The organism is Vibrio sp. E14, assembly GCF_020515785.1.
Classification (GTDB): domain Bacteria; phylum Pseudomonadota; class Gammaproteobacteria; order Enterobacterales; family Vibrionaceae; genus Vibrio; species Vibrio diabolicus.
The window spans coordinates 382,367-403,811 of record NZ_JAHPJI010000002.1; the positions used below are offsets into that span (position 1 = coordinate 382,367).

A 21,445-nucleotide genomic window follows, 5' to 3' on the forward strand; every position below is an offset into this window, starting at 1 on the left:
GGCTTTTCAATGCGCTTTTCTATTTTAAGCTTACTCTTTGCTGGCTTACTTACTGGTTGTTCTTCTGTTCCATCAACCAACTCTCACCCTACCTCTGCGGAAGTCACTACTTTTTACGACTACCAACTTTACACCCCTTCTGGCGAGCACATCGCTCTAAGCAAACTACCAAAAGAGCTGCGACAAGCAGATGTTATTCTTATTGGTGAATGGCACACACATGCCGGCGTTCATCGCTTTCAAACCGATATGCTCAAACAACTTTCATCTTATGACCGCCCACTCGCGTTATCAATGGAACAATTTACCCGCGACAAACAACCTGTTGTTGACGCTTACCTGCGTGGGGAAATCGGTGAACAGTACTTGATGAAACAAGCCAATGCTTGGCCCAATTATGAGAGCGACTATCGCCCTCTCGTTGAGTTTGCTAAGCAGAAAAATCTCCCGGTGATTGCAGCGAATGCACCAAAGGGCATTGTCCGATGTATTGGTCGTCAGGGGATAGACTACGTTAACAAGCTCGATGATGAGCAGCGAACGTTTATTGCAGAATCCATCAACACGGCCAGTAGTCCATACAAAGAGAAGTTTATGGCATCCATGCATCATGGGAAGCCAGAACAAACCGAGAAACAGTTTGCAGCTCAAGTAACTTGGGATGAAACCATGGCAGAGTCTATTGTTAACTACCTAAACGCCAAACCAGGTGCTCAGGTTGTTCATGTCGCGGGTAAGTTTCATACCGAGCAAGGGTTAGGTACGGCTACATCCATCTTAAGCCGCAATCCGAGCTTAAAAGTGGTTGTAATTAGCCCAACAGATAACGTGCTTGCCGATAATACTGACTATCAGTTAGAGGTTCTTGCACCACCAGTACGGTATGTACAAGATGCTCACCGCATGGCGGCATATCAACACCTCACTAAGCGCAATAGCGACCTTCAATGTAAGTAGCTGGTCTCCAATTTAAGTTACTACCTTGTCGTTGCGTTGCATCATCACAGTGCTCCGAGTTCATAGAGTGACAACGGTCTGCTTCCTGCTGGTCTATTTTTTGCTAATGATCACGAATAGAAACCAGAAGCGGCAAAAGCAGACCTGTTTTTATCCAAATAGCTTCAGAAATAGAATTTGCCGCCGATAGTAATATAACTGCTTTTTACCCGCACTCAGTGAACGAGTGTCGATGTTCCAAGGAGTATTCGATGAATCCAGTAGGAAGCACTTCTGTTAATAGCTATGCCAAACAATCTGTCGCCTCTAAGCAAACAAGTATTGCACAAGAGGAAGGCAACGCTTCGCCGCTAAAAGTCGAACACAATAAGGTGACACTGTCCACGGAGGGCAAAGCGCTCCTCGCCGCTCTGCAGCAAATCGAACACGACAGTAAGAGAGTAGAAGCAGAAGATAAATCTGTTGGTGAAAAAGTGGAGTCCTTTACACATGGCGCACTTGGCATGGATCACCCTGACAAAATCGAGGAAGAAGAAGACGGCTCATACTCTGCGGGTCAATACCTTTCTGCGGCCCTCACTGTCGGTGGCATCATATTAGCGTTGGTCTAATAATCGTTACGACAATAAATCCTATTTGAATAAATCACTAACTGCAGCCCATAATTTGATACGTCAAAGAACGATATGTCGTAAACGTAGGTTATATACTCCTCAATTCGACCGCTCTTATGACCTTAAAACGCATACTCGTTTATTGCTCCCTAAACTAGGTTTCTTGTGAAGGCACTGAATGGATAACTTTAGTCCATGCTTTCAACTCCTAAGCGTAATCCAAGCCCACGTTTGTGGGCTTTCTTCTTTCTAAATTCACAAACGTTAGAGGTTGATTCACTTTTTCTACAAACCCAAGCAAAGACGACAATTTAGTTAAACTTTTATTACCGACACAAAATCGTCATAAATCATTGTTTTAATGCCAGCGCTTTTAATAAACAAGGAAAATATAATGAAGCGCTTAGTATCTCCAATCGTTACCGCAGTGGCAGCATCAACCCTCTCTTTTAATGCACTCTCGGCCGAAATCAAAAACGTTATTTTGATGATCGGCGATGGCATGGGGCCTCAACAAGTTGGTCTACTAGAGACCTACGCCAAACACGCACCTAACTCGATTTACCAAGGCGAAACTACCGCTTTGTATAAACTCGCTCAAGAAGGTGTGATTGGATCATCACTGACTAATCCAGAAGACGCGATTGTCGTCGACTCTGCGTGCTCCGCAACGATGCTAGCAACAGGAATACCTACCGCTTCTGAAGTCATTGGTATTGATAGCCAAGGCAACCACGTTGAAACCATTTTGGAAAAATCCAAAAGCAAAGGTAAGGCTACGGGTCTCGTCTCTGATACACGTATGACTCATGCAACGCCAGCCGCATTTGCCGCTCATCAACCACACCGTTCTCTAGAAAACAGTATTGCGGCGGACATGCTAGAAACTGGCGTTGACGTGATGATGTCTGGCGGACTTCGTCATTGGATTCCAAAGTCGACAAACGACAAGGGAGAGACATACGAGCAACTTGAAAAGCTCACTGAAGGTAATGTCTACCTAAAGTCGAAACGTAAAGATGAGCGCAACTTGCTTACTGAGGCGCAAGACCAAGGTTACAACCTGGCTTTCAGCCGCGATATGCTCACACAAGCTAAAGGTGACAAATTACTTGGACTTTTTGCTTACTCGGGCATGAACGATGGTATTGCCTACAGTCAAAGCAAAAACGATCCAAAACGTACGCAGCCATCACTGAAAGAAATGACCACCAAAGCAATCGACATCCTTTCAAAAGACAAAGACGGCTTTTTCTTAATGGTTGAAGGCGGTCAAATTGACTGGGCTGGCCACAGTAACGATGCGGGTACGATGCTGCATGAAATGATCAAGTTCGACGAAGCGGTAGACTCGGTTTATGAGTGGGCAAAAGGCCGTGATGACACACTGATCATTGTTACCGCTGACCACGAGACCGGTTCTTTCGGCTTTAGTTACTCATCAGCAAACTTGCCTAAACCGCAAAAACGCGACGGCGAAGCATTCAAAAATCAAGATTACGCGCCAAACTTCAACTTTGGTCAGTTCGAAATCCTCGATGGTTTATACAACCAGAAGAAAAGCTACTACGGTATGATCAGCGAATTCCAAGCGCTTGATAAGAAAGCTCAAACACCAACGAAGTTTGCAGAAATTGTGAATGCAAATAGCGCTTTTTCGATTACACCTGAGCAAGCAGAACGCGTATTAGCAAGTAAACCAAATCCATACCGACTCGCTGGACACAAATACTTAAGCGAAGAGAACGTTCCTACAATCAATGACTTTGATGCGTTCTTTCCTTACAACGACCGTGGAAACTTGCTAGCGCGTGAGCATGCAACAAAGCAAAACACAGTATGGGGAACGGGTACTCATACGCATACCCCAGTCAACGTATTTGCTTGGGGGCCGGCAGAAACTATCCTTCCGGTATCAAAAATCATGCACCACTCTCAGTTAGGTGAGTACTTAAAGCAACAAATCAAATAATCGGCTTGCACTTACTTCACGACTCGTGATGTTCAAACGCTCTCGTAAGGGAGCGTTTTTTTATGCATGAAAATAGTTGACGTTTTAAACAATAAACCTCAATAATTATAGGTCTTTGATTATATGAATGAAGAAAATGTGCGAAATATTTGCTAAGCAGCCCCAAGACAACTATCAGTTCATCACCCGCTCTATCCGTATTGATGGTCACGCAACAAGTGTAAAACTTGAAGCGAGCTTTTGGACGATTCTTGAGGAAATTGCTAACGCTCAAAACATGACTGTTCCTAAGTTTATTAGTACGGTCTATCAAGAAGCGCTCGAATACAATGGTGAAGTAAACAACTTTGCCTCCCTACTCCGCTGCGCCTGTCTCACTTACGCTCGCCAACCTAAAGAGACGATTCGTCAAGCACTGACACAACTAAACACTTAATAACAACCAACCGCTGACCAACCTACCAATAACCCTCATAGGCTATGCAACAGAGTTGTAAGCCATTGAGCATGTTCTAATTTGTCGTACTAGAGTACTACCCAGACTCCTTTTGAACTCGCTAACCTATGCGGACTATCAAGGAGTACCCATGACAAAAATGATTCACACCATGATCCGAGTCAGCGATCTGGACCGTTCTCTACAATTTTACCGCGACGTACTTGAGCTAGAAATCAAAGACCAATACATCTTTGATGGTTTTTCTCTGACCTATCTAGCCAACGAAGAAACTGGCTTTGAATTAGAGTTGACACACAATCACGATCAAACTGTGCCTTACACTCACGGCTCAGGCTACGGTCACCTTGCTGTCAGCGTAGAGGACATCGAACAAACTCACAAACGCATTAAATCTCTCGGTATTGAAGCGGGTGACATCAAAGCTTTTGATCACCAACAAAAGCATTTGGCAACGTTCTTTTTTGTGACTGATCCTGATGGTTACAAAATTGAGTTCTTACAACGCCAAGGGCGTTACCTATAACAAAAAGAGTAAACATCATGATTCACTTGACTGCTACCTTTCACGCACAACCGGGAAAAGAACAAGAACTGAAAGCAGTGCTCACCCGAGCACTTGAACCCACTCGCAATGAAGAAGGTTGTGTTCGTTATCAGTTATTCCAAGATAAAGACAATGCGTGCCACTTCGTTTTTCAAGAGCAATTTAAAGACCAACAAGCGTTCGATCTTCATGGTAAAACAGAACACTTTTCTCTTTTGATTAGCCAAATCGACAACTTGTTAGAATGCGAACCGAAATTGGCGTTCTTTAACGAACTGTAAAAACACCGCTTAATGCAAATAAAAAGGCACTCTTTACTAGAGTGCCTTTTCGTACTGTTGTGGCTGTGATTACGCGTCTTGCTTCTCTACCATGTGCAAATGCACATCTTGTTGTGGGAAAGGAATCGAAATGCCTTCTCGGTCAAAGCGCAGTTTCACTTCTTTTGTCACATCCCAATACACGTCCCAATAATCATCAGTTTTTACCCAAGGACGAACAATAAAGTCTACAGATGATGTGTTTAACGTATGCACTTTGATCATCGGCTCTGGTGTACGAAGTACTGCAGGGTGAGAAGTAATGATATCAGACAGCACTGACTCGGCTTTCAGCAAGTCATCCGCATAACCAATGCCAAACACCATATCCACACGGCGAATGCGCTCGTGTGTGACGTTCTTAATCACATCTCCCCAAATTTTACTGTTAGGTACAATAATAATTTGGTTATCAAACGTACGGATTGTGGTGTTCACCAAACTCATATGGCTTACCTTACCATCCACACCACCAGCATACACAAAGTCACCAACATCAAATGGGCGGTAAATAAGCAACATCATACCCGCCGCGAAGTTAGACAAGGTGTCTTGCAAGGCGAAGCCGATAATCACACCAGCAATACCAAAACCGGTTAGGATCGGTGCTAGGTTCAATCCAAGCTGAGATAGGCCCACCATGATACCAATCACCCACACGAACTTGCCGGACATTGAGATAAAGAAGTCCTGCATCAAGTGTGAGAGCTTTAAGTTTTTCGATGAAACCGCCTTGCTGATCACTTTGCGCGTTAACTTCGCAAGCCCACGAGCGATCAATAAAATCAACGCAAATACAAACAACTGGAAAATGTGCTGCGGCGCATTTTCGGCAAACCAGTCTAGTGCCGAGTTGGACCAATGACTCAGTATTGACCACACTACTTTAGTATTCAGTAAATCGTGGGTGATATTCCCTGTCACTTCGAAAATTTGGCGTTTGTATTCGGACGTTTCTAAACCGACTTTATCGCCAATCGAAATTAAATTGCGTAGGCTTTCCGTCGCAATATTCAGTCTTTGCTTAGTAATAAGCTGACTTAGCTGCAGTGACGCTTTTTCCGATTCAGGGCTTGACGAAAGTTGAGAGCCGATGATTTCACTTTGCTGACTCAAGTACTCAATTGAGGCAGACAGCAAACGCATGCGTTTATCAACTTTATCCTTTAGTTCCGCTTCTGCGCGCTCATTTTGAGCCCCTAACTCTTTCAGCCAAGCAAGGTTTTGCCAACTTGAATCGAAGCTGACATCGAGGTAATGCTGTAACTCTCGGTAATCATTTACAAGAGCAAGTTTCTCTTCATCCTTGGCTTTATTTAAATCTTCAACGACTTTCTTTATTTTTTCCGACAGATAGTTCGTGGCGTCCTCAGAGTATTTTTCCTGCTTTTTAACCAAGGAGATCAATTTGTCACGAGGGATAGTTTCACGTTCAATCGCTGATGCTAACTGACTTCTTAACTCTTCATTTTTTTGGAACAGCTGTAGTTGAAGCGCGTCGCGCTCATCACCACTCGCTTGCGAGAGACCTTGGGATAAATCCACAATTTCTCGATTCAAGTTATCAATAGAAGTTTCGGCAGCAGAGGGCTCTGGCGTATCCTGAATATCTTTCGCATTGATGACCATCGGGTCCATCATACCGAGGATGAGCGCGAATAATGCCACCCAAGATGTCAGGCGTATTTTCTGGGGGAAATGAAACGTCATGTTTACCTCTTAGGGAACAGTTCTGATCAAAACGACCAAGAATAGAAGTGTAAAGCCTTGAAATTATATACCTAAGTTTACAACACTAAATAATAAACTGAGCAGCATTTCGTTAGTTGGGCGTCAAAGTTGAGAAACCCAATAACAAACAAGCCTTTCATTATTAGATGAAAGGCTTGTGTAAATTTAACTACGGGCGATTGGGGTGATTCAGAATGTGGTCTTCCCAATCCACCACATCAATCTCGTATACCACTTTATTGCGGACACTTTCGCCCGCCGCGTGCATCGCAGATTTCGAGCCCGTAATCAACGGATGCCATTCTGGTAAAGGCTGTTTTTCAGCTAACAGACGGTAAGCACACGTGTGCGGTAACCAAGTGAAATCGTCGATGTCTTCGCGTGTCAGCTTGGTGCACTCTTCGCCAGAGGTAAAGCGATTTGGGTAGTCCTTACATGAACATGTTTTGCTGTTCAGCCAGCTACACGCCACATTGGTGTAGTAGATTTCATCGGTATCTTCATCCATTAGCTTGTGCAGACAACACTTGCCACACCCATCACAAAGAGATTCCCATTCCTCTTCGCTCATGTGTTCTAACGATTTACTTTGCCAAAATGGAGTGCTCATACTTCAGGTCTCACCAAGGGAATTAGGGGCCGATTTATACTCTTCTCGCCGCAAAAGTTCAAGTTTTGAGACGATCTCCAATCGGCATCAAGTATCTAATACGATATTCAACCATTTTCAATTAACTGTTCTATCCTTATACAAGTTCGCATTATTTCATTGATCACGAAGGAATTAAGGAGTTTTCATGGGTATCATTTCTTGGATTATTTTGGGCTTGATCGCCGGGGCCTTAGCGAAATGGTTGATGCCAGGAAAAGATGGTGGAGGCTGGATCGCAACCATGTTGCTCGGGATTGCCGGTGCCTTTGTTGGTGGTTTCCTTGGCGGCATTCTTGGATTTGGTGGCGCGACAGGTGTAAACATCGGCAGCATCATTACCGCAACGCTGGGCGCGTTTATTCTGCTGTTTGTTTACAATCGCTTCTTGAGATGATCACAACGGTTTAAAAGCAAAAAGGAGCACTCTATTGAGTGCTCCTTTTTATTTTTTCTTAAGCGACTCTTCCAATCCACGTCAAAATGACCATAATTGCCCCCTCAATTTTTAAGAGGTTTACATTATGGATTGTCGACTAGGATGCGGAGCTTGCTGTATTGCGCCAAGTATCTCTTCACCGATACCTGGAATGCCCAAGGGCAAACCAGCAGGTGTTCGTTGCGTACAACTCAACGATGATAATTTGTGTAAGCTGTTTGGTAAGCCTGAGCGCCCTAACGTTTGTCACGATTTTAAACCGTGTCCGGTTGTGTGTGGCAAAACCAACCAAGAAGCGCTCGACAACATCACTGAGCTAGAGCAACTTACTTAATCTATTCAGAGCCCCCGTTTAGTCGTTACCAAGCTCTCGCAAATACAAGTAGATGGTATCGCGCGAAATACCAAGATGGTTTGCAACCATTAAAACAGCATCTTTGTATTTAAAAATGCCTAAGCCGTGCAGTCGCGTCACCAGTTCACGGTTACGTTTAGAAGGCGCAATGGCTTCATTTTCCCACACTTCTGTTTGCACGGTTTCTATCGTGCTGATGATGGTTTCATCGATATTACGCGCAAACGTTTCTGGTGAGCGAGCACCACCAACACAACACTCGGTGTGTTGCTGAGGCAGCATTGCCTTTAAAAACGCCTGCATCGGTGCATCCATATCCACGTTGATACACAGCAAACCAATCGGTTTGTTTTTTGGATTTCTGACAATGGTCGTAATGGAGTGCAAGGTCTTTCCGTTCGACGTTTTCGTCAAGTACGAATCAGAAACGTCCTTGCCCTCTCTTAACTTCATTCTCGCTAAGTTGGTAATTGGGGCACCTTCACTGCGTTCCGTCACGTGCCCATTTGCGATTTTGATGATTTCCGGCGCTTCGGCATCTAAGCTGTGGAGAACCACTTCAGTGTGTTCACCATACATACGTGCAATGCCATCCACGACGTTTTTCATAGAGTTCAAAATATCGAGATCACTCTTGGTGAGTTTCTTTAGTAGCAATGTTACTTCCCTTAGCAAAAACTGGAGGTTAGGCCGACATAATATCGATAATAGATTTGTCAGTATACGGCATACCGAAACGAACCATTGAGCCAACATTTCTTATCGTTTGCTCAACTTCTTCGCCTACTATACCTTGATTCTTAACACTGTGGTTACCCATCGCCATCAAATATGAGCGCACCGCCGTTGTCGATGAAGTACACACTTTCATCGCACAAGAGGACTTCGCACCATCGCACACCATGCCTGAACTGTCGCTGATGACGTTTTGAATGGCGTAGCATGATTGCTCGAATGTACCACCAGCTAAATACACCAGCGCCATAGATGCCGCCGCACTGGTAACAGTGTTGCCACAAAATGCGGATAACGGTGGGTAATAAGATTTGATGTAAATAGCCCCTAAATGACTCATGATCAACGCGCGAGCCAGCTGTTCTTCGTCGTTTTGAAATGCTTCTGCGGCAACTACAACTGGCATTGTAGCGGCAATACCTTGGTTCCCACTGCCGAAATTGCTCATGGCTGGCAACGTCGCCCCTCCCATGCGAGCATCAGACGCCGCGGATGTCATCATCTGTATACGACTCATTAAGTCATTGCCCAATAAGCCTTGCTCGATGTTGCCTTTTAGCGTGCGTCCAATTTCTAGGCCGTAACCTCGGTCGATACCCTCTTGAGCCAGCAAGGTATTAAGCTCTGCAGCTTGGAGAATAAATTTGATCTCTTCAAAAGGCGCTTGAGTGGCAAACTCATAGATTTGTTTGATCGAAATATCCACACCTTCACAAACGGAAGCGGTTGCAACGCGTTGCTGTGGTGGAGCATCAAAAATCACGTCGCCATTGCGCGTGATCTGGATAATGTTGGTGTGACCGCCACTGATCGTAACCGAAACAACATCGTCACCAGAAGTGAGCGTTACGCTGCAATAAATGAATTCTTGCGTATCCATGCGCGCTACAGTTACCCGCTCTTCATCTATCAATTGTTGCGCAGCAGCGACATCCTGCTCATTAATCCGAGCCAACACTTCCAGTTCTGCTGTTGGGTCACCGGCTAATGCACCAACTGAGGCGGCAATTTTGAGGCCTATCTTGCCCGTTCCGGGTACGAAAACACCCATCGAGTTTTTAAATAGGTTGTCTGAAACACGCACCTCTATCGCATCAATATCGGATGTGCCTAACTCTTTTCTAGCAACTGCTGCCGCGTACGCAGCAGCAATGGGTTCTGTACATCCTAATGCAGGTTTCACAACTTGCTTAATTATTTGGATATATTGTGTCCATTGCTGGTTCATGCTCTGTTCTCCGTATTACTTTTTATGAGCAATCGCTTCGACTTCAATTAACACGCCAAGAGGCAAATCTTTCACTGCGAAGCAACTGCGTGCCGGACAATCTTGTTGGAAAAACTCTGCGTAGACCTTGTTAAACTCGGCAAAGTCATTAATATTCGATAGGTAACACGTTGTTTTTAAAACAGTATCGATACTGCCACCACCAGCCTCTAAAACGTGCTTCAAGTTAGTAAGAGATTGATGACTTTGTGCACTGATGCCGCCTTCAACTACTTTTCCTGTTGCCTTATCAACGGGTAATTGGCCAGAAGTAAAAATCAAATCGCCATAGCTAGTGCCATGTGAATAAGGTCCGATAGCAGCAGGCGCGTGTTCAGATGAAACCAATTTTTTCATTTTCAAATCCTCACATAAATTTTATTTTTTATTAAGAAGTTTCTAATTTAACTTCCGTATTAGCGTTATTTTTTCAATTAAATATGAATCAAACAACTAGATCAGATCACAAAATTCGTTAAAAACTCCAATTTATTTGAACTTCTTCGCCAAGATCTCAAATTTATCTGAATTTTCCACAAAAAAATTGGTGATATACATTTTCTCAATTAAATTTGAGAAAAATTCATACTAACAAGAGAAACAATAAAATGAGCGTGACAGCACCTACACAAACCTTACCCATCGGTAAAGAGCCACCGCACGTAAAAGCAGGCATGGCCCTAGACGAGTGGAAAGCCGCGATCAAGTTTGATAGCACAGACTGGGGATGGGTGATCATGAGTATCGGCATGGCAATCGGTGCCGGTATTGTCTTTTTACCAGTAAAAGTAGGCGTATTGGGCCTTTGGGTATTCTTGGCCTCTGCCGTGATCGGCTACCCAGCGATGTACTTATTCCAACGCCTTTTCATCAACACTCTCTCAAGTTCTCCAAAGTGCCAAGATTACGCTGGCGTCATTTCCGGCTACCTTGGTAACAAATGGGGGGCGTTATTAGGTGTGCTCTACTTCATTATGTTGGTGATTTGGGTCTTTGTTTACTCAACAGCTATCAACAATGACTCGGCATCTTTCTTACATAGCTTTGGCATCACGGAAGGTTTATTGTCTGAAAACCCGCTATATGGTCTGGCTTTAGTGTGCGCGCTGGTCGCTATTGCATCTCGTGGTGAAAAGATTTTATTTAAGGTCAGTACTGGTCTTGTGCTGATCAAACTTTGTACTGTTGCATTACTTGGAGTCATGATGATCGAAAAATGGGATGTAGCGAATGTCGGTGCGATTCCAGAAACAGGCGCTGGTTTGAAAGATGCAATTGAGCTACTGCCGTTTACTCTAACGTCTATTCTCTTCATTCAAAGTTTGAGCCCAATGGTGATCTCATACCGATCAAAAGAAAAATCGATTGAGGTTGCTCGCTTTAAAGCCATGCGCGCAATGAAAATTGCTTTCGGTATCTTGTTTGTGACCGTCTTCTTCTACGCGATTTCCTTTACGCTTGCGATGTCACATGAACAAGCGGTTAAAGCAGCAGAAGAGAACATCTCTGCTCTTGCGATGGTTGCGCAAGGTATGGACGGCACGACGCTAAAACTAATGAGTTTGATGCTGAATATTTTCTCAGTAATGACTGCGTTTTTTGGCGTGTACTTAGGTTTCCGCGATTCTTGCCAAGGTCTAGCGATGCTGGCTCTAAAAAAGGTCATGCCTGAAGATAAGATCAATAAAGACTTAGTCACCAAGGGAATCATTCTCTTTGCGATTCTCATGGCGTGGGGTGCAATTGTATTGAATCTACCAGTTCTGAGCTTCACATCAGTATGTAGCCCTATCTTTGGTTTGATTGGCTGTTTGATTCCAGCTTACCTTGTCTACCAAGTGCCTTCTTTACACAAATACAAAGGCGCGTCGCTTTACTTGATTATTGCGACTGGTATTTTGTTGTGCGTATCACCTTTCGTCGCATTTAGCTAAAACCTACTTTGCCTTGGCTGTTACTCAGGTAGTGATGGCCAAGGCAACCTTAAGATTCAACCTCTCCTCTCCTTGCTTTTCTCTCATCCTTGAGAACTCTTGCCACATACCGTCCTATTTGCAGTCTTTACCCGATCTCCCTCACACTTAATTGACAATTCTCGACTATGTTCAGCGGGTCATTTAAGTAGAAATTAGGAAATAACATGAACAAGTATTTAGCAGAGGCTTTTGGTACGTTCTGGCTAGTATTAGGCGGTTGCGGTAGCGCAGTGTTGGCTGCAGGCTTTCCAGACGTTGGTATTGGTCTGCTGGGTGTCGCTCTGGCCTTTGGTTTAACCGTTTTAACCATGGCATTTGCAATCGGTCATATTTCAGGTTGCCATTTGAACCCTGCAGTGACAGTTGGCCTTTGGGCTGGCGGTCGTTTTGATACAAAAGACGTTGCGCCTTACATCATCGCACAAGTGCTCGGCGGGCTGATCGCTGGTGGCATTCTTTATGTCATCGCGACAGGACAAGCTGGATTCGATGTTGTGGGTTCTGGCTTTGCCGCCAATGGTTATGGTGAACACTCGCCGGGTCAGTACTCCATGCTTGCTGCGCTAGTTTCTGAAGTTGTAATGACGATGATGTTCCTTATCGTAATCATGGGGGCGACAGACAAACGTGCACCTCAAGGTTTTGCACCTATTGCGATTGGTTTGTGTCTGACTCTTATTCACCTGATAAGCATTCCTGTCACAAATACCTCAGTAAACCCGGCTCGTAGTACAGCAGTCGCGATATATGTGGGCGACTGGGCAGTTTCTCAATTATGGCTGTTCTGGGTTGCGCCTATTTTGGGTGGCGTACTTGGTGCAGTTATCTACAAAAATCTTCTTGGTAAAGAATCGAACGATTAATCGTTCCCAACTCACAAGATCAAAAAAGCCGCTGAATTCAGCGGCTTTTTATTAAATTCTGTGTCGACCTAACAGCGAGTGTGACAACGTCGTGCCATCGACAAGCTCAAGCTCTCCACCGACAGGCACACCATGCGCGATGCGGCTGGCATCAACTTGGTGTTCTTTACATAGCTCTGCGATGTAATGTGCAGTAGCTTCGCCTTCAACCGTCGGGTTTGTTGCTAAAATCACTTCGGCTATATCACCGCGACGTAAGCGGTAATCAAGCACATCCAGTCCAATATCACTTGGACCAATACCGTCTAGTGGTGACAAATGTCCCATAAGAACAAAGTATCGACCAGAATACTGGCCCGTTGCTTCGACTGCAGCAATGTCTGCCGGGCTTTCTACCACACAAATTTGACCATTTTCTTGGCGTTTTGGGTTAGTACAAATATGACAGACTTCTTCTTCGGTGAAGGTTCGACACTCAGTACAATGACCGATTTCTGTCATTGCCTGGCTAAGCGCATCTGCAAGTTGCAAACCGCCTTTTCTATCGCGCTGTAACAAATGAAAGGCCATACGCTGCGCTGACTTGGGGCCAACCCCAGGTAGACAACGTAAGGCCTCCATCAATTGCTCCAGCATATGACTGGTACGCATTAAAAGTCCGCTTAATTAAATATCAGCAGATTAGAATGGCATTTTCATACCTGGTGGTAGTTGCATACCGCCAGTTACAGAAGCCATTTTCTCTTTTTGAGTTTCTTCAACACGACGGGCCGCATCGTTGAACGCCGCAGCGATCAAATCTTCAAGCATTTCTTTGTCGTCTTCCATCAAACTTTCATCGATGTCAACACGACGTACGCTGTGACTACCAGTGATAGTAACTTTAACTAAGCCAGCACCAGACTCGCCAGTTACTTCCATATTCGCGATTTCTTCTTGAAGCTTTTGCATGCGATCTTGCATTTGCTGGGCTTGCTTCATTAGGTTGCCCATACCGCCTTTACCAAACATGTTTATCTCTCTGGTTTAATGAGGTGTTGCATCAATTAATGGGGTTATACCTTTGGGTTTTCAACCCCATTCCATTCGATTATTAGATAGGGCGCACACTATCTTTATCAAGCTCTGCAGCAAAACGACGTTCAATAAATTGAACATTTGGATCGTTTTCTAAACTGTTCAGCGCTTGCTGTAATTTCTCTTGGTAGAGCCTATCTCTCAGTTCAAGTGGTGTTTCTCCACTCTCCCCTATTTCGATGCTCATGTGGCACTCTTCACCTAACACGGTATTAAGTGCTTTAAGCAATTCGGCTTGAGCTCTATCAGTATTCAAATGAGCTTGGCTGCTTCTCAATAGTAACGAAACGGTTGTTCCTTCCTTACTATAATGAGAGTTTAGCGCAAGTTGCTCTACCAGCTTAGGGATCTCCATTAAGCTGATTAGCTTCGCCCATTCATTATGTTCTAACGATTCATCGATGAGCTTTTGTGCCATTTCAGGCGTTTTCTCATGCTCAAGTGCCTGCTTGAGCTGCGTAGGTGTCAGTTTTGTATTCACTTTTGTCTCAACAGGCTTGCTTGGACGCCAGCGATACGCTTCCTCAACTTGTGGCTCCGTCGACTTCGGAGCTGAGTTTGGCGACACCTGCGCGGAATTGCCATGCAATTGCGCTACTCGGTCGATAACCGATTCTGGTTGTGCAGATGCCGCTTTAGGCTTTTTTGAGCCACCATTTTGAGGAGTGTTTTGTTGTAGGCCTTGACGCTGAGAACGTAATTGATGACGCAAACCGCTTAGACCACCGCGCGCCGGTGTTGAAACGCTTTCTTGCACTTGTTGAGGTGGCGTTTCATGCTGCGGCGCTGGGTTTTCGCTCATCGGCGGCGCCATATCATACTGTGGCGGAACCGTCTCATATCCACTCGCGTGATACTCAGGTTGTGAATTGGATGAAGGTTGAGGCGCCACTTGTGGTGTGCTTTGTGCTGGATTCGGCTGCTGAGTTCGAGGAGCTGGTGCAGTCTTTGGCTGACTGGCACTTTGAACTGGGGCTAAAGCTGGTTCGCAGTTACTGGAAACAACATTTGCCCCACTGTTATTTGATGGGCGGAACGCCATCATACGCAGCACAATCATTTCCAAACCGACTCGCCCATTTGGCGAGAGGGTCAAATCTTCACGACCTTTCAATGCAATTTGATAGTAAAGCTGAACGTCTTGCGGGCTTAGAGCTTTACTCAACAGCTCTATTTTCTCTGCATCTGGTTGTGCTCGGTCTAACGACGCGGGCAACGCTTGATACATCGCAATTCGGTGTAACTGTGTTGCGACTTGCTGCAACAAACCATCCCACTCAACACCATTTGCCGCTAATTGTTGGATTTTATCCATGGCTTGTTGAGGTTTCTTGCTGCTGATTGACTCCAGTAAGTGAATCGCTTGGTCGGTATCAATCGTCCCCAACATGTGGCTGACAATATCGGCTTGCACCGCACCGTTACCTAATGCAATTGCTTGGTCAGTCAAGCTGAGAGCATCACGCATACTGCCATCTGCAGCATGTGAAATCATACCCAGCGCTTTTGGCTGTGCTGAAACTTGCTCTTGACCCAGGATATAATCAAGTTGCTGGTGAATATCATCAACGCTGATTGGTTTGAGATGGAACTGTAGACAACGCGACAATATAGTAACTGGCAGCTTTTGTGGATCGGTTGTCGCGAGTAAGAACTTCACATACTCTGGCGGCTCTTCCAGGGTTTTCAACAACGCATTGAAAGAGTGACGCGATAGCATGTGTACCTCATCGATGAGGTACACTTTAAACCGTCCACGAGCAGGTTTGTATTGAACGTTGTCTAACAGTTCGCGAGTGTCTTCAACTTTAGTACGTGATGCCGCATCGATTTCAAGAAGATCGACAAAGCGACCTTCATCAATTTCACGACAAGTATCGCACTTACCACAAGGTGTCGCGGTAATACCGGTTTCGCAGTTCAAGCCTTTGGCAAACAACCTACCGATACTCGTTTTACCCACACCACGAGTCCCGCTGAACAGATAAGCATGGTGTAAACGGTTTTGCGCCAGTGCGTTTTCCAACGCCGTCAGGACATGTTTTTGTCCGACAACTTGGTCAAACTGATTAGGACGCCATTTTCGCGCTAAAGCTAAATAACTCATTGAATGTATTAATGTCCTTCAAAATCGCAAATGCTGTATACGTTTAGACCTAGTGCTTCTAAACGTTTATCACCACCGATTTCTGGTAGGTTGATAACGAACGCAGCGTGCTCAACTTCACCGCCCAGTTGGCGAATCAGCTTAGTCGTCGCTTCAATAGTACCGCCCGTTGCCAATAAATCGTCGACAACCAGTACTTTGTCGCCTTCAACGATGGCATCTGTATGGATTTCTAGTGTATCAACGCCGTATTCAAGCTCATAAGATTGAGCAACAGTAGGACGTGGTAGCTTGCCTGGTTTACGCACTGGTACAAAACCAACACCTAGCTCAAGCGCTAAAGGCGCACCAAATAAAAAGCCACGAGCTTCCGTACCCACAACCTTGGTAAAGCCCATATCTTTGTAACGTTCAACAAGTAAGTTGATCGTTGCTTGGTATGCTTTTGCGTCTTCAAGAAGGCTCGTCACATCACGAAATAGAATGCCTGGCTTTGGGTAGTCTTGGATGCTTTTGATGCTAGATTTGATCAGTGAAATTGTTTCTGTAGTCATAATACCGATTTACTTAGATTGGCTCATCGCCCTCTCTAATCGCAGTATCACGAGGGCAACGAACAATAGGTTTTCACCACTATGTGCTTATTTTCGTAACAGTCACAGGCGCTGAAAATACAAACGCCCACTCGAAGAGCGGGCACACTATTCTCTACAATCTTAGTGATTTTCTTCTCTGTCAGCAACCAACTCAATCACAGGCAGACGCATAAACCAGCCGAGTAAAACGATTAGCATCACTAAAAGACCAATTTTCACCCAAACAAGGGGAACAACAACGATTGAAACAATGAAACTAAGTGCAATAAAAATGGCGCCACGCTGCTTTACTTTTGAAGTAACAGCCCGGTGCTTATGCCAATTATCGAGAATCGGCCCAAACGTTTTGTGGTTATGTAGCCAATGATGAAATGCGGGGCTACCACGCATAAAACATGCACTAGCAAGTAGAATGAAAGGAGTGGTGGGTAAAAGCGGAAGGGCTATGCCGGCAATGCCGAGCACAATACAGAGTCCACCAACGGTATTGAAAAAGTAACGCTTAATACGAATGGTGAACTCCGGTACAAAATAGCTAGATTAAAAGCCTGCGTAACCATTCATTACACGAAGCCAGGTTAGCGTTGCAGGTAGTGTTGGAATTAAAAGTACTGCAATGAAACCTAAAAAGTAAAAAATATTATAAGGCTCTTTAAAATCTTTGTCTGCCATGATGTATCTTCTCACTAGTTGACTTTGCTTCTCCCAAGGCACAGCGTTAAATTATCGTTGCACAAATGGGTCATTATTGTTTTAGGCGTTGACTATACCTTAAACAGCCAAATCTAAACACCAGCAAAAAGTAAGGTTATTGTTCGAGCATTTGTTGTTTTTTGTGGTTCTAAAAAGACAATAAGCAGCGCCAAGACGCTGCTTATTGTGTTATGAAGTCAGAATTATACCAGTCGTGATTTCCGGGCAATATTTAAGCTAAAACTTGAAGAACCTAAACAACCGATGGATAACTGACCAGCAACACCTAGCGGTAAATCTCGGGTTATGAAGTTTTTCATACTTCCTGCCCCTAAACAGTTACCTGCCGCGATATGTTGATTAGTATTTCCGTCAGACCAATGACTATCTAAACCCGCAGGCAGGATAGAAACGGAGGACGAAGCCAGATCAGCGACACCAAATACAGCATTAACCGCACCAGCGCACTCTGAACACTCGATTCCTTTTTCAATGATCCCTACCATATCCTTCAGATCAGCACTGAAACTCTTCAAATTACGCAGGTAATCGTCAAACAAAGCCCTAACAAGCAATGTCGTCGCGACACCATCATTACTCTGGGAAGCAGAGTCAACGAGATAGAACGCAAATTGCCCATTCATTAACCAACGATAATCGAACACCAGTGGCATAACGTCCGTCGATTGCAATAAACGGTATGAGCAGCGCCAATCACCTTGAGAAGCATCTTTCTCTGGCAATAGAGCATGCAGTAAATCTCTTGCAGCACTCGGGTTCTGCTGCAAATACTCTAGATGCCAGTGAAGCTCTTGCTCATCTGGGATTTCGCCACCGTCATCGACTCGGAACCACTGACTTGAAAAGTCTCGCTGTTCTGAGAAATGGCTATCGGTATCTTCAAGCGTATTGTCTATCGCCTGAGATAGGTGCTCATAATTACCTATCGGTTTAGGAAGAAAATCTTTAATACCAAATCGCAACGCTTTCGCGACATCGGACATTTCATCCGTGCCGGACACCACGATAAGCGGCAAGTATGGATATTCAAGACTGACTTCTTCGACGAATTCAATGCCATCTAATACCGGCATCGATAAATCACACAAGATAAGATCGGGTTGGCATTCCCTGAGTTGTTGAAGCGCCTCTAGGCCGTTTTCAGCTTCTACTACTTTAAAACCCTGACTTTCTAAATAAGCATTGGTTACTTTACGAAATATTGGATCATCATCCACCAACATAATTAGTTTTTGATTAACCACTTCCTGTGCCGAGACCATTGCCGTTTGACTGTGAGTCTTAAACATACCTTTACACCTCACAAAGCTAAGTCAAAAAACAGATTTATTATTAAGTCATTATTTTTGTTGTGTTTACATCCGGCGAAACGTTGCGCAGCAAGACTTGAGGCCGTTCCACCTTGTTATAAAACGTAGCTTGAAAACGGCGTTTATACAAATATTACGGGGTATAACAGTATTTACTCAAACAGGGTTGCTGTGTTCAAATGATGCAACATGTTGACTTAAAGCAAGCTTTGATCACAAAGTTAATTATAAATTAGCCGTAATCGGTAATTTAATGTGTCTGGAAATATGAAATTAGATGACTTAAACCTGTTTCGACTGGTTGTCGAAAATGGGAGCTACACCGCAACTTCGCGAAAAACCATGATCCCGGTTGCGACCATCACCCGACGCATTCAAGCGCTAGAAGACTCTGTCAATCTTCGACTATTGAACCGTCACGCTCGCAAACTCTCGCTTACAGAAGCCGGGGAACGTTTTTACCATGAGTGCTCCCCTTTGCTACAAAGGCTAACCACGGCAGCAGAGGAAATCACTGACGACTGCCGAGGAGCATCAGGCAAGATTAAGATATCGGCGCCTTATAACTTAACTAAGCGCATGATGATGCCGATGTTCAACAGCTTTATGAAGCAGTATCCGGACATCAATATCGAACTAACGACAGAAAATAATGCAGACAAGCTTGACCCTACTGAATGGGATGTCATTTTTCGAGTGGGGCCCCAACGTGATTCTAGCCTGATCGCACGCAAGATTGGCGAAGTGAAGGATATTCTTGTCGCAAGTCCTGACTACCTTGCCTCGAATCCGGCACCAAACCACGCAGAAGAGCTCTCTAACCATTCATTGCTAAAAGGCTACCCTCTTATCAAGTGGACCTTAATTAATAGCAAAGGCGAGTCTGTAGTAAACGTTGATCGTGGTCGCTTTCAGGCGAATGCACTAAATGTAGTACGCAGTGCTTGTTCCGAAGGTTTAGGCATCACGCTAATGCCAGATGTCATGATCAAAGAATACATCGAAAGCGGCGATTTGGTACGCATACTGCCAGATTGGAGTGCAAACCCGCGCGACATTTATATGCTTTACAACCACAAAGATCACCTGCCAGAGAAAGTTCGTCTCTTTATCGACTTTGTGATCGCTTACAACATTCACTAATTCGATAGCGAATACAAAAAACCAGAGCCGGAGCTCTGGTTTTTTTTACGCCTCAAGAAAACGCCTATTATGCGCCTTCGTTATGCAGCTCTAGGTTTGCTAAATCCTGTTGGATTTCAAGTTGTGTTTTCGCATCATCGTTACGAAGACCATCTAAGAAGTCTAGGTATTGTTGGTCAATATCACCCGTTACGTATTCGCCGTTAAACACGGATGTATCGAACTGAGTAATATCTTGGTTTCCAAGACCGACTGCCTCAACCAAGTCTTCTAGACGTTGATAAATCAATGCATCAGCACCAATCTGCTTACAAATTGTATCGTTGTCACGGCCATGAGCAATGAGCTCGGTAGCACTTGGCATATCAATGCCGTACACGTTCGGGAATCGAACTTCTGGTGCTGCTGATACCATGTACACTTTCTTCGCACCAGAATCACGTGCCATTTCGATGATTTGTTCTGACGTAGTACCACGAACGATAGAGTCATCCACCAGCAACACATTCTTATCTTTGAACTCCGAACGAATTGCATTCAACTTGCGACGTACAGATTTCTTACGTTGTTGCTGACCAGGCATGATAAACGTACGCCCCACGTAACGGTTTTTCACGAAGCCTTGGCGGTAAGGGATATCGATCGCTTGAGCGATTTGAAGTGCGATATCGCACGATGTTTCAGGGATAGGAATAACGACATCAATATCAAGATTTGCGTAGTCTTCACGAATACGTTCGCCTAACTTTTTACCCATTTCAACGCGAGCACTGTATACCGAAATTTTATCGATGAACGAGTCTGGACGAGCAAAATACACGAACTCAAAAATACAAGGGTTCAGCTTAGGATTGTCTGCACACTGCTTCGTGTACAGTTCACCGTCAAACGTTGCGTAGATCGCCTCACCAGGTGCAACATCACGAACAAAATCAAAACCGACGGCATCCAATGCTACCGATTCAGACGCAACCATGTACTCCGCTCTGCCATTAACTTCACGCTTACCTAAACATAGAGGGCGAATACCGTGTGGGTCACGAAACGCAATCATACCATGACCGATAATCATGGCAGTCACAGCGTAAGCACCACGAATTGTGCGATGCACATTGGTGACTGCGCGGAATACGTCTTCTGTCGTGACATTTCCTTTTACTGAGTCAATTTCGTGTGCCAGTACATTTAGTAATACTTCGGAGTCTGAAGTGGTATTGATATGACGGCGATCTTTTTCAAACAGCTTTTGACGAACTTCGTTAGCGTTGGTCAAGTTGCCATTGTGGGCAAGTGTAATACCGAAAGGAGAGTTTACGTAGAAAGGTTGAGCTTCTGAAGCGCTTGAGCTGCCTGCTGTTGGGTAACGAACATGACCAATTCCGACCTCGCCTTGCAGGCGCTGCATATGCCTTGCTTCAAATACATCCTTGACTAAACCGTTCGCCTTGCGCAGACGAAAACGATTGCTTTCTATGGTACAAATACCAGCGGCATCTTGGCCACGATGCTGTAACACCGTTAACGCGTCATAAATAGACTGGTTTACAGGCGTTGTGCCCACGATTCCAACAATACCACACATGTCCTAATCCTCGATTTGCGACAGTAGCTGGCAC

Annotated in this window: 24 protein-coding genes; 11 read left to right on the top strand and 13 right to left on the bottom strand. The window is 44.7% G+C overall.

Going from position 1 to position 21,445, the window contains the following annotated elements:
* The first annotated feature begins 9 nt into the window (after window positions 1-9).
* The 6 genes from LIX84_RS07030 to LIX84_RS07055 all read left to right on the top strand — a co-directional run bounded on the left by LIX84_RS07030 (window position 10) and on the right by LIX84_RS07055 (window position 4,828).
* Window positions 10-957, top strand: coding sequence for a ChaN family lipoprotein (locus tag LIX84_RS07030; RefSeq protein ID WP_199804079.1), 948 nt, complete (start codon window positions 10-12; stop codon window positions 955-957).
* Between the two features lie 251 nt (window positions 958-1,208).
* Window positions 1,209-1,568, top strand: a complete 360-nt coding sequence (locus tag LIX84_RS07035; protein WP_047010122.1) for a hypothetical protein — start codon at window positions 1,209-1,211, stop codon at window positions 1,566-1,568.
* A gap of 397 nt (window positions 1,569-1,965) precedes the next feature.
* Window positions 1,966-3,543, top strand: coding sequence for an alkaline phosphatase (locus LIX84_RS07040; protein ID WP_226420983.1), 1,578 nt, complete (start codon window positions 1,966-1,968; stop codon window positions 3,541-3,543).
* Window positions 3,544-3,679: 136 nt separating this feature from the next.
* The gene (locus LIX84_RS07045; RefSeq protein WP_031780613.1) at window positions 3,680-3,979 is read left to right on the top strand and encodes a ribbon-helix-helix domain-containing protein; all 300 of its coding nucleotides are present in this window, start codon (window positions 3,680-3,682) and stop codon (window positions 3,977-3,979) included.
* A gap of 151 nt (window positions 3,980-4,130) precedes the next feature.
* Window positions 4,131-4,526 (top strand): VOC family protein, encoded by a 396-nt coding sequence (locus LIX84_RS07050; protein WP_182034122.1) that lies wholly within the window; start codon window positions 4,131-4,133, stop codon window positions 4,524-4,526.
* A gap of 17 nt (window positions 4,527-4,543) precedes the next feature.
* Window positions 4,544-4,828, top strand: a complete 285-nt coding sequence (locus tag LIX84_RS07055; protein ID WP_065645039.1) for a putative quinol monooxygenase — start codon at window positions 4,544-4,546, stop codon at window positions 4,826-4,828.
* 69 nt (window positions 4,829-4,897) lie between these two features.
* Here LIX84_RS07055 and LIX84_RS07060 read toward each other — a convergent pair whose 3' ends face one another.
* The gene (locus LIX84_RS07060; protein ID WP_443083698.1) at window positions 4,898-6,496 is read right to left on the bottom strand and encodes a mechanosensitive ion channel domain-containing protein; all 1,599 of its coding nucleotides are present in this window, start codon (window positions 6,494-6,496) and stop codon (window positions 4,898-4,900) included.
* Window positions 6,497-6,767: 271 nt separating this feature from the next.
* Window positions 6,768-7,208: a YcgN family cysteine cluster protein gene (locus tag LIX84_RS07065; protein ID WP_226420985.1), complete on the bottom strand. Its 441-nt coding sequence runs from the start codon at window positions 7,206-7,208 to the stop codon at window positions 6,768-6,770.
* Window positions 7,209-7,395: 187 nt separating this feature from the next.
* On the opposite strand from LIX84_RS07065, the gene LIX84_RS07070 reads away from it, so the two are divergent.
* The gene (locus LIX84_RS07070) at window positions 7,396-7,644 is read left to right on the top strand and encodes a GlsB/YeaQ/YmgE family stress response membrane protein (RefSeq protein ID WP_005397239.1); all 249 of its coding nucleotides are present in this window, start codon (window positions 7,396-7,398) and stop codon (window positions 7,642-7,644) included.
* Window positions 7,645-7,771: 127 nt separating this feature from the next.
* Window positions 7,772-8,020 (top strand): YkgJ family cysteine cluster protein, encoded by a 249-nt coding sequence (locus tag LIX84_RS07075; protein ID WP_025574470.1) that lies wholly within the window; start codon window positions 7,772-7,774, stop codon window positions 8,018-8,020.
* 18 nt (window positions 8,021-8,038) lie between these two features.
* Here the strand turns inward: LIX84_RS07075 and LIX84_RS07080 are convergent, their stop codons facing one another.
* Genes LIX84_RS07080 through LIX84_RS07090 form a run of 3 tightly spaced genes read right to left on the bottom strand, consistent with a single transcriptional unit; the run spans window position 8,039 to window position 10,400 of the window.
* Window positions 8,039-8,698, bottom strand: coding sequence for a helix-turn-helix transcriptional regulator (locus LIX84_RS07080; RefSeq protein ID WP_005397228.1), 660 nt, complete (start codon window positions 8,696-8,698; stop codon window positions 8,039-8,041).
* A gap of 28 nt (window positions 8,699-8,726) precedes the next feature.
* Entirely contained in the window at window positions 8,727-10,004 is a 1,278-nt protein-coding gene (locus LIX84_RS07085; RefSeq protein WP_006741736.1) for an L-cysteine desulfidase family protein, read from the bottom strand.
* Between the two features lie 15 nt (window positions 10,005-10,019).
* Entirely contained in the window at window positions 10,020-10,400 is a 381-nt protein-coding gene (locus LIX84_RS07090; RefSeq protein WP_226420986.1) for a RidA family protein, read from the bottom strand.
* A 317-nt stretch (window positions 10,401-10,717) separates the two neighbouring features.
* On the opposite strand from LIX84_RS07090, the gene LIX84_RS07095 reads away from it, so the two are divergent.
* Window positions 10,718-11,977, top strand: coding sequence for an amino acid permease (locus LIX84_RS07095; RefSeq protein ID WP_031780611.1), 1,260 nt, complete (start codon window positions 10,718-10,720; stop codon window positions 11,975-11,977).
* Between the two features lie 206 nt (window positions 11,978-12,183).
* Window positions 12,184-12,882 (top strand): aquaporin Z, encoded by a 699-nt coding sequence (gene aqpZ / locus LIX84_RS07100; protein WP_226420987.1) that lies wholly within the window; start codon window positions 12,184-12,186, stop codon window positions 12,880-12,882.
* Window positions 12,883-12,933: 51 nt separating this feature from the next.
* On the opposite strand, the gene recR is transcribed toward aqpZ, so the two are convergent.
* The 7 genes from recR to LIX84_RS07130 all read right to left on the bottom strand — a co-directional run bounded on the left by recR (window position 12,934) and on the right by LIX84_RS07130 (window position 18,665).
* Window positions 12,934-13,533: a recombination mediator RecR gene (gene recR, locus LIX84_RS07105; protein ID WP_031780610.1), complete on the bottom strand. Its 600-nt coding sequence runs from the start codon at window positions 13,531-13,533 to the stop codon at window positions 12,934-12,936.
* A gap of 30 nt (window positions 13,534-13,563) precedes the next feature.
* Entirely contained in the window at window positions 13,564-13,893 is a 330-nt protein-coding gene (locus LIX84_RS07110; protein ID WP_005380618.1) for a YbaB/EbfC family nucleoid-associated protein, read from the bottom strand.
* Between the two features lie 82 nt (window positions 13,894-13,975).
* Window positions 13,976-16,066, bottom strand: a complete 2,091-nt coding sequence (gene dnaX / locus LIX84_RS07115) for a DNA polymerase III subunit gamma/tau (RefSeq protein ID WP_226420988.1) — start codon at window positions 16,064-16,066, stop codon at window positions 13,976-13,978.
* Between the two features lie 8 nt (window positions 16,067-16,074).
* The gene (gene apt, locus LIX84_RS07120; protein WP_005380615.1) at window positions 16,075-16,620 is read right to left on the bottom strand and encodes an adenine phosphoribosyltransferase; all 546 of its coding nucleotides are present in this window, start codon (window positions 16,618-16,620) and stop codon (window positions 16,075-16,077) included.
* A 162-nt stretch (window positions 16,621-16,782) separates the two neighbouring features.
* Window positions 16,783-17,169, bottom strand: a complete 387-nt coding sequence (locus LIX84_RS07125) for a YbaN family protein (RefSeq protein ID WP_185090735.1) — start codon at window positions 17,167-17,169, stop codon at window positions 16,783-16,785.
* 33 nt (window positions 17,170-17,202) lie between these two features.
* A complete protein-coding gene (locus tag LIX84_RS23475) occupies window positions 17,203-17,334 on the bottom strand; it encodes a hypothetical protein (protein ID WP_005380608.1) in 132 nt (43 codons plus the stop codon).
* Between the two features lie 224 nt (window positions 17,335-17,558).
* Window positions 17,559-18,665 carry a response regulator gene (locus LIX84_RS07130; RefSeq protein WP_005397213.1) on the bottom strand — a complete coding sequence of 369 codons (1,107 nt, stop codon included), beginning with the start codon at window positions 18,663-18,665 and terminating at the stop codon, window positions 17,559-17,561.
* Window positions 18,666-18,953: 288 nt separating this feature from the next.
* Here LIX84_RS07130 and LIX84_RS07135 point away from each other — a divergent pair, with 288 nt between their 5' ends.
* On the top strand, window positions 18,954-19,829 hold the full coding sequence (locus LIX84_RS07135) for a LysR family transcriptional regulator (RefSeq protein WP_005397211.1): 876 nt from the start codon (window positions 18,954-18,956) through the stop codon (window positions 19,827-19,829).
* Between the two features lie 67 nt (window positions 19,830-19,896).
* Here LIX84_RS07135 and purF read toward each other — a convergent pair whose 3' ends face one another.
* Window positions 19,897-21,411, bottom strand: coding sequence for an amidophosphoribosyltransferase (gene purF, locus LIX84_RS07140; protein WP_005397209.1), 1,515 nt, complete (start codon window positions 21,409-21,411; stop codon window positions 19,897-19,899).
* Between the last annotated feature and the right edge of the window lie 34 nt (window positions 21,412-21,445).

Bases quoted from the DNA above. Each gene is read 5' to 3' on its own strand.
- aqpZ (WP_226420987.1), top strand. From the start codon at position 12,184: ATGAACAAGTATTTAGCAGAGGCTTTTGGTACGTTCTGGCTAGTATTA.
- LIX84_RS07110 (WP_005380618.1), bottom strand. From the start codon at position 13,893: ATGTTTGGTAAAGGCGGTATGGGCAACCTAATGAAGCAAGCCCAGCAA.
- purF (WP_005397209.1), bottom strand. From the start codon at position 21,411: ATGTGTGGTATTGTTGGAATCGTGGGCACAACGCCTGTAAACCAGTCT.
- dnaX (WP_226420988.1), bottom strand. From the start codon at position 16,066: ATGAGTTATTTAGCTTTAGCGCGAAAATGGCGTCCTAATCAGTTTGAC.
- apt (WP_005380615.1), bottom strand. From the start codon at position 16,620: ATGACTACAGAAACAATTTCACTGATCAAATCTAGCATCAAAAGCATC.
- LIX84_RS07130 (WP_005397213.1), bottom strand. From the start codon at position 18,665: ATGTTTAAGACTCACAGTCAAACGGCAATGGTCTCGGCACAGGAAGTG.
- recR (WP_031780610.1), bottom strand. From the start codon at position 13,533: ATGCGTACCAGTCATATGCTGGAGCAATTGATGGAGGCCTTACGTTGT.
- LIX84_RS23475 (WP_005380608.1), bottom strand. From the start codon at position 17,334: ATGGCAGACAAAGATTTTAAAGAGCCTTATAATATTTTTTACTTTTTA.
- LIX84_RS07060 (WP_443083698.1), bottom strand. From the start codon at position 6,496: ATGGTCATCAATGCGAAAGATATTCAGGATACGCCAGAGCCCTCTGCT.
- LIX84_RS07040 (WP_226420983.1), top strand. From the start codon at position 1,966: ATGAAGCGCTTAGTATCTCCAATCGTTACCGCAGTGGCAGCATCAACC.
- LIX84_RS07045 (WP_031780613.1), top strand. From the start codon at position 3,680: ATGTGCGAAATATTTGCTAAGCAGCCCCAAGACAACTATCAGTTCATC.
- LIX84_RS07095 (WP_031780611.1), top strand. From the start codon at position 10,718: ATGGCCCTAGACGAGTGGAAAGCCGCGATCAAGTTTGATAGCACAGAC.
- LIX84_RS07030 (WP_199804079.1), top strand. From the start codon at position 10: ATGCGCTTTTCTATTTTAAGCTTACTCTTTGCTGGCTTACTTACTGGT.
- LIX84_RS07070 (WP_005397239.1), top strand. From the start codon at position 7,396: ATGGGTATCATTTCTTGGATTATTTTGGGCTTGATCGCCGGGGCCTTA.
- LIX84_RS07035 (WP_047010122.1), top strand. From the start codon at position 1,209: ATGAATCCAGTAGGAAGCACTTCTGTTAATAGCTATGCCAAACAATCT.
- LIX84_RS07065 (WP_226420985.1), bottom strand. From the start codon at position 7,208: ATGAGCACTCCATTTTGGCAAAGTAAATCGTTAGAACACATGAGCGAA.
- LIX84_RS07135 (WP_005397211.1), top strand. From the start codon at position 18,954: ATGAAATTAGATGACTTAAACCTGTTTCGACTGGTTGTCGAAAATGGG.
- LIX84_RS07050 (WP_182034122.1), top strand. From the start codon at position 4,131: ATGACAAAAATGATTCACACCATGATCCGAGTCAGCGATCTGGACCGT.
- LIX84_RS07090 (WP_226420986.1), bottom strand. From the start codon at position 10,400: ATGAAAAAATTGGTTTCATCTGAACACGCGCCTGCTGCTATCGGACCT.
- LIX84_RS07075 (WP_025574470.1), top strand. From the start codon at position 7,772: ATGGATTGTCGACTAGGATGCGGAGCTTGCTGTATTGCGCCAAGTATC.
- LIX84_RS07085 (WP_006741736.1), bottom strand. From the start codon at position 10,004: ATGAACCAGCAATGGACACAATATATCCAAATAATTAAGCAAGTTGTG.
- LIX84_RS07055 (WP_065645039.1), top strand. From the start codon at position 4,544: ATGATTCACTTGACTGCTACCTTTCACGCACAACCGGGAAAAGAACAA.